At 71.7% G+C, this 10,525-nt stretch carries 8 protein-coding genes; 4 read left to right on the forward strand and 4 right to left on the reverse strand.

Annotation, left to right across the window (positions count from 1 at the left end):
- Positions 1-37: 37 nt before the first annotated feature.
- Entirely contained in the window at positions 38-1,516 is a 1,479-nt protein-coding gene (locus tag AB0B61_RS43895) for an MDR family MFS transporter (RefSeq protein ID WP_358445637.1), read from the reverse strand.
- 45 nt (positions 1,517-1,561) lie between these two features.
- On the opposite strand from AB0B61_RS43895, the gene AB0B61_RS43900 reads away from it, so the two are divergent.
- The 3 genes from AB0B61_RS43900 to AB0B61_RS43910 all read left to right on the forward strand — a co-directional run bounded on the left by AB0B61_RS43900 (position 1,562) and on the right by AB0B61_RS43910 (position 5,430).
- Positions 1,562-2,200, forward strand: a complete 639-nt coding sequence (locus AB0B61_RS43900; protein ID WP_358445640.1) for a TetR family transcriptional regulator — start codon at positions 1,562-1,564, stop codon at positions 2,198-2,200.
- Positions 2,201-2,241: 41 nt separating this feature from the next.
- Positions 2,242-4,965 (forward strand): DEAD/DEAH box helicase, encoded by a 2,724-nt coding sequence (locus AB0B61_RS43905; protein ID WP_358445643.1) that lies wholly within the window; start codon positions 2,242-2,244, stop codon positions 4,963-4,965.
- A 294-nt stretch (positions 4,966-5,259) separates the two neighbouring features.
- Positions 5,260-5,430 (forward strand): hypothetical protein, encoded by a 171-nt coding sequence (locus tag AB0B61_RS43910; protein WP_358445645.1) that lies wholly within the window; start codon positions 5,260-5,262, stop codon positions 5,428-5,430.
- A gap of 73 nt (positions 5,431-5,503) precedes the next feature.
- On the opposite strand, the gene AB0B61_RS43915 is transcribed toward AB0B61_RS43910, so the two are convergent.
- The 3 genes from AB0B61_RS43915 to AB0B61_RS43925 all read right to left on the reverse strand — a co-directional run bounded on the left by AB0B61_RS43915 (position 5,504) and on the right by AB0B61_RS43925 (position 9,204).
- Positions 5,504-6,922: an RNB domain-containing ribonuclease gene (locus tag AB0B61_RS43915; RefSeq protein WP_358445647.1), complete on the reverse strand. Its 1,419-nt coding sequence runs from the start codon at positions 6,920-6,922 to the stop codon at positions 5,504-5,506.
- A gap of 66 nt (positions 6,923-6,988) precedes the next feature.
- Positions 6,989-7,888, reverse strand: a complete 900-nt coding sequence (locus AB0B61_RS43920; protein WP_358445662.1) for a 5'-3' exonuclease — start codon at positions 7,886-7,888, stop codon at positions 6,989-6,991.
- Between the two features lie 68 nt (positions 7,889-7,956).
- Positions 7,957-9,204, reverse strand: a complete 1,248-nt coding sequence (locus tag AB0B61_RS43925) for a SpoIIE family protein phosphatase (RefSeq protein WP_358445649.1) — start codon at positions 9,202-9,204, stop codon at positions 7,957-7,959.
- A gap of 144 nt (positions 9,205-9,348) precedes the next feature.
- On the opposite strand from AB0B61_RS43925, the gene AB0B61_RS43930 reads away from it, so the two are divergent.
- Positions 9,349-10,458 carry a Xaa-Pro peptidase family protein gene (locus tag AB0B61_RS43930; RefSeq protein ID WP_358445652.1) on the forward strand — a complete coding sequence of 370 codons (1,110 nt, stop codon included), beginning with the start codon at positions 9,349-9,351 and terminating at the stop codon, positions 10,456-10,458.
- The last annotated feature ends 67 nt before the right edge of the window (positions 10,459-10,525 follow it).

The following is a 10,525-nucleotide window of genomic DNA, read 5'->3' on the forward strand; positions in this document are numbered from 1 at the left end:
GATCTACAACGTAAAGGCGCGTGGGCCGTATCGGAGGTCAGACCCCGACCCGTTGCGGGGCGGGCGGGTCGGCGGGCAGCGCGGGGCTGGTCCTGAGGAACAGGGCGAGCAGTACGGCGAGGGCCATCACGCCCGCCGCCGACAGGAACACCACGTGCACACCCGACAGCAGCGCGTCCACCACCCGCGCACGCGCCTCCGGCGGCATCGCCCTGGCCAGGCTCCCGGCCCGGGTTCCGGGCGGCAGGTGTGACTCGGTGGCCCGGTTCAGCAGGATGCCGAACGTGGCCGCGCCCAGCGCCGAGCCGAGCACCTGGACGAAGCGGATCGACGTGGTGGCCACGCCGAGCTGGGAGCGCGGTGCCGAGTTCTGCACCAGCATGACGACGATGCCCAGCACCATGCCGAACCCGACGCCCATCACGAACAGGTCCAAGCGCAGCGTCCAGGCCGACGTGGCCGTCTCCAAGCGGCTCAGCAGCACCATCGCGGCCGTCATGCAGGCCATGCCCGCGATCAGGAACGGCTTGGTGTCGCGACCGCGCCCGATGAGCACGCCGGAGATCGTGCCCGACACGACCATGCCGATCGCCATCGGGATGAGGTACAGCCCCGACTCGGTGGCTTTGACGCCGGCCACCGCCTGCAGGTAGATGACGGTGTAGAAGATGCCGCCCGCCATGCCGAGGCCGGTCAGGAGCTGCAGCGGCAGGGCGATCCTGAGCGTCGGGTGGCGGAACAGGGAGAAGGGCAGGATCGGCTCCGCCGCGGTGAGCTGGCGCCAGGCGAACGCGGCGAACAGCACCACGTCCAGGCCGGTCAGCGACAGGATCGTGGCCGAGTCCCAGGCGTAGGTCTTGCCGCCCCACTCGACGATCAGCAGCAGCAGGCAGGCCGCCGCCGCGATCAGGCCCGCTCCTAAATAGTCGATGCGGTGGCGCAGCCCGCCGTCGCCGAGCCTGATCGCGATGGCGGCCGACACCAGGACGAACAGGCCGACCGGCAGGTTGAGGTAGAAGATCCAGCGCCAGGTGGTGTGGTCGGTGAACACGCCGCCCAGCAGCGGGCCCGCCACCAGGCCGAGTCCGGCGATGAGGCCGCCCGCGCCGCCGGCCGAGGCGCGCTGCTGGGGCGGGGTGAGGTGGGCGGCGACGATCATCGTGACGCTCATCAGGCCGCCGCCGCCGAGTCCCTGCACCGCGCGGAAGGCGATCAGCTGCCCCATGTCCTGAGCCAGCGCGCACAGCGCGGACCCGGTCAGGAACAGGCCCACGGCGCCCAGATAGACGTGCTTGGCGCCGTAGACGTCGCACAGCTTGCCGTAGAGGGGCAGGGCGGCGGTGGCGGCCAGGGAGTAGGCGGTGACCAGCCAGGGCAGCCGCTCCAGGCCGTGGACGGGGTCGAGCTCGCGGACGATCGACCAGGACGCCGTCGCGACGATGTTCTGGTCCAGCACGGCCAGGATGAGCGTGAGGAGCACGCCGATCATGGCGATCCGTTTCTGCGCTTGAGTCATATTTATAGACTGGGTCAAAGTTTAGACCGAGTCAACTCCGTTAGGATGAGCACTGTGGAAGAGGGGTTGCGCGAACGCAAGAAACGGGAGACCCGGCAGAAGATCCACAACACGGCGATGGAGCTGTTCACGGAGCGTGGATTCGCCGAGGTGTCGGTCCTGGAGATCGCCGAGCGCGCGGGTGTCTCCAAGATGACCGTCTTCAACTACTTCCCCACGAAAGAGGACATCGTCCTCGACGTGATGGGGGAGGGCTTCAACGACATCGCCCAGCTGGTGAGCGACCGGCGGCCGGGTGAGTCGCTGGTCGAGGGGGCGCGCCGCGAGTTCCTGGAGCGGCTGGCCCGCCACGCCCCCGAGACCGGGCTCGACGACAGCCCGGCCTACACGGCACAGCTGCAACTGTTCAGGAAGACGCCTTCGCTGGCGGCCAGGCTGCTGATGTTCCACATCGCGGCCGAGGGGGCGATGACCGAGGCCATCGAGCGGGAGCGGCCCGGCGACCCGCGCGCGCCGTTCGCCGCCGGGCAGCTCTACGCCCTGCTGCGGACCCTGCAGGTGCAGAACACCCGGCGCATCCACCTCGGGCAGAGCGCCGAGGAGGCACACCCCGACGCGGTCGCCGCGGCCAACGCCGGTTTCGACCTGCTGCGCGGGGGCCTGGGCGACTATCTGGCGGGCTAGCCGGGACGGACCGGAATAGCGATTTCGGTAGGGTGACGGGTATGACGAGTCCAGCGGAGCGGTACGCGGCCTTCCGCGAGAAGTACGGGGACGACGGAGCCGCACTCGGATCGTTCCGGGGCCTCTACGACTTCGAGCTCGACGACTTCCAGGTCGACGGCTGCCGCGCTCTGGAGGCGGGCGACGGGGTGCTGGTCGCCGCCCCCACCGGCTCCGGCAAGACGGTCGTCGGCGAGTTCGCCGTCCACCTGGCCCTGGAGCAGGGGCGCAAGTGCTTCTACACCACTCCGATCAAGGCGCTGTCCAACCAGAAGTACAACGACCTGGTCAAGCGCTACGGCACGGCCAAGGTCGGGCTGCTGACCGGAGACAACAGCGTCAACGGCGAGGCCCCGATCGTCGTCATGACGACCGAGGTGCTGCGCAACATGCTCTACGCCGGCTCGGCCACGCTGGGCGGGCTGGGCTACGTGGTCATGGACGAGGTCCACTACCTGGCCGACCGCTTCCGCGGCGCGGTCTGGGAAGAGGTCATCATCCACCTGCCCGAGTCGGTCCGGCTGGCGGCGCTGTCGGCGACGGTCAGCAACGCCGAGGAGTTCGGCGAGTGGCTGGGCGAGGTACGCGGCGACACCACGGTCATCGTCGACGAGCACCGGCCGGTGCCGCTGTGGCAGCACCTGATGATCGGCAACCGCGTCTACGACCTGTTCATGAACGACGAGCTGACGCCGCGCCTCAACCCCACACTGATGCGGGTCACCCGTGAGACCGAGCGGCTGACCGCCGGGCGCGGCCGGCGCGGCTACGGCCGGCCGCAGCGTTCCCGGCCGCCGGACCGCGCCCAGGTGATCGAGAAGCTCGACTCCGAGGCGCTGCTGCCCGCGATCACGTTCATCTTCTCCCGCGCCGGCTGCGCCGCGGCCGTCCTGCAGTGCCTGCACGCCGGCATCCGGCTCACCGACGAGCGGGAGCGGCACGAGATCCGGCAGCTCGTCGACGAGCGCACCGCGCACCTGCCCGACGAGGACCTGTCCGTGCTCGGCTACCTGGAGTGGCGCGACTGCCTGGAGCGCGGCCTGGCCGCCCACCACGCGGGCATGCTGCCGGCCTTCAAGGAGGTCGTCGAGGAGCTGTTCACCCGCGGCCTGGTCAAGGCGGTCTTCGCCACCGAGACGCTGGCGCTCGGCATCAACATGCCCGCCCGCAGCGTGGTCATCGAGAAGCTCGACAAGTGGAACGGCGAGACGCACGCCGACCTCACCCCCGGCGAATACACCCAGCTCACCGGCCGGGCCGGGCGGCGGGGCATCGACGTCGAGGGCCACGCCGTGGTGCTCTGGCAGCCCGGCATGGATCCGTTGTCGGTCGCCGGGCTGGCCGGCACCCGCACCTACCCGCTGCGCTCCAGCTTCCAGCCCTCGTACAACATGGCCGTCAACCTGGTCGGCCAGTTCGGCCGCGAGCGCGCCCGCACGCTGCTGGAGGAGTCCTTCGCCCAGTTCCAGGCCGACCGGGCGGTCGTCGGGCTGGCCAAGCAGCTGCGCAAGCACGAGGAGGCGCTGGAGGGCTACCGGGAGGCGATGACCTGCCACCTGGGCGACTTCCCCGAGTACGCGGCGCTGCGCCGCCGCTTGACCGACCGCGAGGCCGAGCTGTCCAAGCAGCGCGGCGCCGCGCGCCGGGCCGCGGCCGTCAAGTCGCTGGAGGCGCTGCAGCCCGGCGACGTCATCCGGGTGCCGGGCGGGCGCCGGGCCGGGCTGGCGATCGTGCTCGACCCGGGCCGCAACCCGCGCGGCACCGGTCCCAGCCCGCTGGTCCTGACGATCGGCAAGCAGGTCAAGAAGCTCGACCCGGCCGACTTTCCCGTCCCGGTCGAGCCGATCGAGAAGCTGCGCATCCCGAAGAACTTCAACGGCCGCTCACCGAAGGAGCGCGCCAACCTCGTCTCCACGCTGCTGGCCAAGATCGGCGACCGCGACCTGGGCAAGCCCACCAGGGCCCGCGACCACGCCGTCGAGGACGACGAGATCAACGAGCTGCGCCGGCGCATCCGCCAGCACCCGTGCCACGGCTGCGACGAGCGGGAGGACCACGCCCGCTGGGCCGAGCGCTACCACAAGCTGCAGCGCGAGACCGAAGGGCTCCGGCGGCGGGTCGAGGGCCGCTCGCACGTCATCTCCCGCACCTTCGACCGGATCTGCTCGGTGCTGGAGCAGCTCGGCTACCTGCACGACGAGGCCGTCACCGACGAGGGTCGTCGCCTGGGCCGCCTCTACACCGAGCTCGACCTGCTCACCGCCGAGTGCCTGCGCAGCGGGCTGTGGGAGCAGCTGGAGCCGGCGGAGCTGGCGGCGTGCGTGTCGGCACTCGTCTTCGAGTCGCGCAACGCCGACGACGCCCGCCGCCCCAAGATCCCCGCCGGGCGGGCGCAGGACGCGCTGACGGCCATGATGCGGCTGTGGGGCGAGCTGGAGGGCATCGAGTCCGACCATGGGCTGTCCACGATCCGCGAGCCCGACCTGGGGTTCGCGTGGGCGGCCTTCCGCTGGACCAAGGGGCACAGCCTGGACGCGGTGCTCATGGACGGCATCAACGGCAACGAGCTGGCGGCGGGCGACTTCGTGCGCTGGGTGAAGCAGTTGATGGACCTGCTCGGCCAGCTGGGGCATGCGGCTCCCCAGGGGAGCAAGATCAAGCAGACCGCCGCCAAAGCCATGGACGCCATGCGCCGGGGGGTGGTGGCATATTCATCTCTGTCGTGACTTGCTGCGGCTCTGTCCTGGTGCGCAAAGGCTCTTTTTCCTGCTTTACGGCAGAGCACGGTGGGCCCCACCCGCCATACGGGGCTGGCTCCCGTCCAGGGGCACGCTCCTGCGGTTTACGGGTCTGGGCGCCGTTACGTGCGCCCTGTTGACCAGGGCCTTCCTGGCCGACTGACCGTCCGGTCAAGGTGATGTAGTGGACTGTATACGCAACGTCACCATGTGGTCAGTTTCCAGGCGATTCGGTGTGGAAATGCCCAGGTCGAAGCGGGTTTTGACAAGCCGGAGGTCGCCATGTTCGCTCTCATCGCCGCGGTGCTGTTCCTGCTCGCGCTGATCTTCGAGATCGCCAACGTCGCCGTGGGCGGCGTGCTCACGGCCACCACCCTCACCACCGCCGGACTGCTCTGCGTCGCGCTGCACCTGATGGGGTTGGGGGCGGCCTGGAAGCCACTCAAGCGGTAGCCGGAACTCATGGAGCCGCGTGCGGGGCCTGGCCTCCCGTGCGCGGCTCCGTCACGTCAGGGGCACTGCTCCGTTAGGCCAGGGTGAAGCGGACCTCGCGGGTGGCCGGGTCGGCCTGGGTCAGGCGTACTGAGACCTGCTCGCCCAGGGGGAGCGGGCCGTCGCAGCGGGCGATCACCGCCGGGTCGGCGATCTGGACCTGGCCGCCCTCGCGGCGCTCGTCGACGTCGATCACCATCGCGTCGAACGCCTGGCCGACGCGGTCACGCAGCAGGAACGCCTCCACCAGGTCCACGCAGGCGCGCTCCACCGCGCCCGCGCGGCGGCCGGTCCCGGACATGATGTCCGGCAGGCCCGTCAGCGCCTCCGAAACGTCCTGCGGCACCGGCTCGCCCGCGGCGATGGCCAGGCAGATCTCCGTCGCGTAGCGGTCGACCAGGCGCCGCAGCGGCGCCGTGACGTGCGCGTAGGGCGCGGCCACCGCGGCGTGCTCGGCCAGCTTCGGCGGCTCCCCGTTGAAGGCCACGTAGCCGGCGCCGCGCAGCAGCACCCTCGACTCGTGCAGGAACGCCGCCTGCTGCGGGTTCTTCGGATCCAGGTCGTGGACCACGTCGCCGTAGGAGGCGCCGCCGGGCCACGGGACGCCCAGCGCGTCGGCCACCCGGCGTACCTTGTCCAGGTCGCCGGAGCGCGGCGCCGGCAGCACGCGGAGCACGCCGATCTCCGCGTCGAGCATCATCGAGGCCGCCGCCATGCCGGTGAGCAGGGAGATCTGCGCGTTCCACGCCTCGGCGGGCAGCGGCAGCCGGTATTCGAGCCGGTAGCCGTCGCCGTCCGGCACCACCTCCTGCTCCGGGGTGGGCAGGGTGACGCCGCCGCGCTCGCGTTCGAGCTCCAGCCGCAGCCTGCCGATCTCGGCCAGCAGACCTAGCGTGCCGCCGGCGGTGTCGGTGTCGATCGCCGCCTGCACGTAGGCGTAGTCGAGCCGCTCACGGCTGCGTACCAGGGCCCGTTGTACGTCGGCGCCGACCGTGCGGCCCTCCGCGTCCAGGTCGATCCGCCACACCGCGGCCGGGCGGGTCACGCCGGGCAGCAGGCTGGCCGCGTCCTCCGACAGCACCTTCGGGTGCAGCGGCACCTTGCTCGCGGGCAGGTAGACGGTCTCGCCCCGGGTGCGCGCCTCGGCGTCGATCGCGCCGCCCGGCCGCACGAACGCGCCGACGTCGGCGATCGCGTACCAGACGCGGTAGCCGCCGCGCAGCCGCTCCAGGTGGACGGCCTGGTCGAGGTCCATCGAGCCGAGCGGGTCGATGGTGACGAACGGCAACTCCGTCATGTCCCTGCCGCCGAACCTGGGCACTGACGCCACCCAGTCGGCCTCCTCCAGCACGGCTCTCGGGAACTCGCCGGGCAGCCGCTGCTCCCGCCGGATCCGCTCGAACCCGTCGTCGAGGCGGGCGGGGACGTCGCTGGGTACCCGGATGTTCGTCACAAGAGCAACCTATCGTCACAAGCCCCTCGGCCTGCTCCGCATGAGCTCCTCGGCGTGGCCGCGCGGTCATGCCTGGCCGAGCGCCTCCAGCAGGCGGTTGAGGGGGCTGTCGAGGCCGTACTGGTCGGCCAGGCGTACGAGGGAGTCGGGGTCGCGGGGCTTCTGCGGGAGCGTCAGGTCGGTCTCGGGCAGCGGCGCGTCCGAGGCGACCGCCACCACGGCTGGGGCCACCCGCAGGTAGTCGCGGGCGGCGGCCAGCTTGGTGCGGCTGCCCGCCGGGAAGCCGTCCGTGGCGCCCGCGTCGAGGGCGTCGAGCAGCGCGCCGAGCGAGCCGAACCGGGTGATGAGCGCGGCCGCCGTCTTCTCGCCGACGCCCGCCACGCCCGGCAGGCCGTCGCTGGGATCGCCGCGCAGGGTCGCGAAGTCGGCATAGGTACGGCCGGGAATGCCGTACTTGTCCGTCACGAACGCCTCGTCGACCGTCTGCAGGTTGCGGATGCCCCGCACGGTGTACAGGACGCGCACCGGGCGGGCGTCGTCGACCAGCTGGAACAGGTCGCGGTCGCCCGTCACGATATCGACCGCCCCGGCGCCGGCGCGGTGGGTCAGCGTGCCGATCACGTCGTCGGCCTCGTAGCCGGGCGCCTCCAGCCGGGCGATGCCGACCGCGTCGAGCACCTGCTCGATGACCGCGATCTGCGGCACCAGCGCCGCGGGCACCTCCTCTACGTCGCCGTGGGCGACCCGGTGCGCCTTGTACGTCGGGATGGCGGCCACCCGGAAGGCGGGGCGCCAGTCGGCGTCCATCGTGGCGACCAGCTCGGTGGGGGAGTGGTGGCGCACCAGGGTGGCGATCATGTCGATGAGGCCGCGTACCGCGTTCACCGGCGAGCCGTCGGGCGCGGTGATCGACTCCGGGATGCCGTAGAAGGCGCGGAAGTACAGCGACGGGGTGTCGAGAAGCATCAGCACCCGCCTATGGTCGCACCCCCGCAGGTCGGCCGCCCACTCCCAGCCCGGACTCCCCGCCCCGCTCAGCTCTCGCCCAGCCCTCCGCCCAGTCCCACCGCGAGGAGGCAGGCGTCGTCCTCCGGGTTGGGGCCGCCGATGCCGGCCAGCAGCCGGTCCAGCCCGGCGTCCAGGTCGCGGCCCGGCAGCTCGCAGGCGGCCGCCGTGGCCAGCGCCAGGCCCTCGTCGATGTCGCGGGTGCGCCGCTCCACCAGCCCGTCGGTGAACAGCAGCAGGACGTCCCCGTCGCGCAGCCGTGTGGTGGCCAGGCCGTACGGCTGGTCGGTGGCGCCGAGCAGGACGCCCTTGGGCTGGCCCAGCGGGCCCGCCACGCCGTCGCGGACCAGGATCGGCGCCAGGTTGCCCGCCTGGCTCCAGGTGAAGACCCGGCTCGCGGTGTCGAGGTGGCCGATCACCGCGGTCGCCGTGGTCTCGTGCAGCCGGTGCATGACCAGCTCGTTCAGCCAGGCCAGCAGCTGGTTCGGCGGCTCGCCGGTCATCGTCAGGCCGATGAGGGCGTGGCGGAGCTGCGCCATGTGCGCGATGGCGGGCAGGCCGTGCCCCGAGACGTCGCCGATCGCCAGCAGCACCCGGCCGTCGGGCAGCGCCGCGGCCTCGAACCAGTCGCCGCCCAGATTCGAGGTCTTCTCGGCCGGTACGTAGCGGACCGCGATCCGGGTGCACGGCAGATCGAGGCAGCCGACCGGCTCGGGCAGGATCGCCTCGCGCAGCGCCAGCATCACGTGGCGCTCCTCGGCCGCCTTCTCGCGGGCCTCCAGCAACTGACGGCGCGACTCCGACATGATGCGCTCGGCGCGGCGGCGGCCGGTGATGTCCTGGACCACGCCGTGCACGCCCTCCGGGCCGCCGGGCGCCATCAGCGGCTCCAGCACGACACGTACGTTGCGCAGCTCGCCGCCCCGCCGGATGCGGAACTCGGCCTGCACCGGCTCCACCCCCTGCACCACGCTCCACAGGAGCTGGTCGAGCGCGCCCAGGTCGCCGGGCTCGACGTGCGCCGCCAGGTCGGGCAGGCGGATCGGCCCGTCCTCCCGGTCCCGCCCGAAGATCAGGTAGACGTGGTCGGACCAGGTGGCCGTCCCGGTGTGGAGGTTCCATTCGGCCCAGCCCATGTTGCCGAGGCGTTCGGCGTGCGCCAGGCGTACGGCGAGCATCTCGGCGTCGCGCTCGGCCGCGGGCGGCTCCGCGAGCTGCCGGACCAGGTCGGCCGCACTCATCGGGCGGCGCTGGTGGCTACCCCAGACGTCGACCATGAGCCTCTCTCTCGAAACGCGGGTGGAAGGGGACAATTGACACCACAGTACGTGACTGTCTGTGGGCGGAGTGTAGCCATGGCTTACCGCGTTGTGAGAGCTTTTCGCGGATTTTAGGAGGAGCGGTCCGAGTAGATTGTGCCTGTGACGTCCTCAGACTTGTATCCCGTGTCCCGGCTGGCCGCCGTCCAGGAGGCCACCGCGAAGTCCGGCCTCGACGCCCTTTTGCTCACCCCGGGCCCCGACCTGCGCTATGTGAGCGGCTACGACGCCAAGCCGCTCGAACGGCTGACCTGCCTGGTGGTTCCGGCCGCCGGCGAGCCCTACATGATGGTGCCCCGGCTCGAACTGCCCGCCGCGCAGGCCTCGCCCGCCTCGCGGCTCGGCCTGGACTTCGTGGCATGGGACGAGACCGACGACCCCTACCGCATCGCCGCCTCGCGGCTCGGCCGGGTGGCCAAGGTGGGGCTGGCCGACCGGATGTGGGCGATGGCGTCGCTGCGCTTCCGCGAGGCCATGCCGGAGACCGAGCAGACGCTGGCCGGGAGCGTGCTGCGCGAGCTGCGGATGCGCAAGTCCCCGGCCGAGGTGGCGGCGCTGCGCGAGGCGGGGGAGGCGATCGACTCGGTGCACCGGCGGGTGCCGGAGTTCCTGCGGGCCGGGCGGACCGAGCGCGAGGTCGGCCGGGACATCGCCGAGGCGATCCTGGCCGCCGGGCACGAGACGGTCGACTTCGTCATCGTCGCCTCGGGCCCCAACGGCGCCAGCCCGCACCACGAGGTGTCGGACCGGGTGATCCAGGCGGGCGAGCCGGTCGTGGTCGACATCGGCGGGCAGTTCCACAGCGGCTACTGCTCCGACTCCACCCGTACCTACTCCGTGGGCTCGCCGCCGGCCGACTTCGCCGAGTACTACGAGGTGCTGCGCCGGGCCCAGGAGGCGGCCTGCGCCGCCGTACGGCCGGGCGTGTCGTGCGAGTCGATCGACGCGGCGGCCCGCGACCTGATCGCCGAGGCGGGCTACGGAGACTACTTCATCCACCGCACCGGGCACGGGATCGGTGTGGAGACGCACGAGGAGCCGTACATCGTCTCCGGCAACGCCGAGCCGATGGAGCCGGGCTTCGCCTTCTCCGTCGAGCCGGGCATCTACCTGCCCGGCCGGCATGGGGCGCGCATCGAGGACATCGTGGTGTGCACGGAGACGGGTGGCGAGCGGCTGAACCTCACCTCCCGCGAACTGGTGATCGTCTGACGGTCCCGTGCCGCCGCTCACCGGCCCGGTGAGCGGCGGGCCGTTTGAGGCGGTGGGGTAGGATTAC

This window comes from Nonomuraea sp. NPDC049158 (genome assembly GCF_040648335.1).
Lineage (GTDB): Bacteria > Actinomycetota > Actinomycetes > Streptosporangiales > Streptosporangiaceae > Nonomuraea.

Bases quoted from the DNA above. Each gene is read 5' to 3' on its own strand.
- AB0B61_RS43895 (WP_358445637.1), bottom strand. From the start codon at position 1,516: ATGACTCAAGCGCAGAAACGGATCGCCATGATCGGCGTGCTCCTCACG.
- AB0B61_RS43900 (WP_358445640.1), top strand. From the start codon at position 1,562: ATGAGCACTGTGGAAGAGGGGTTGCGCGAACGCAAGAAACGGGAGACC.
- AB0B61_RS43905 (WP_358445643.1), top strand. From the start codon at position 2,242: ATGACGAGTCCAGCGGAGCGGTACGCGGCCTTCCGCGAGAAGTACGGG.
- AB0B61_RS43910 (WP_358445645.1), top strand. From the start codon at position 5,260: ATGTTCGCTCTCATCGCCGCGGTGCTGTTCCTGCTCGCGCTGATCTTC.
- AB0B61_RS43920 (WP_358445662.1), bottom strand. From the start codon at position 7,888: ATGCTTCTCGACACCCCGTCGCTGTACTTCCGCGCCTTCTACGGCATC.
- AB0B61_RS43925 (WP_358445649.1), bottom strand. From the start codon at position 9,204: ATGGTCGACGTCTGGGGTAGCCACCAGCGCCGCCCGATGAGTGCGGCC.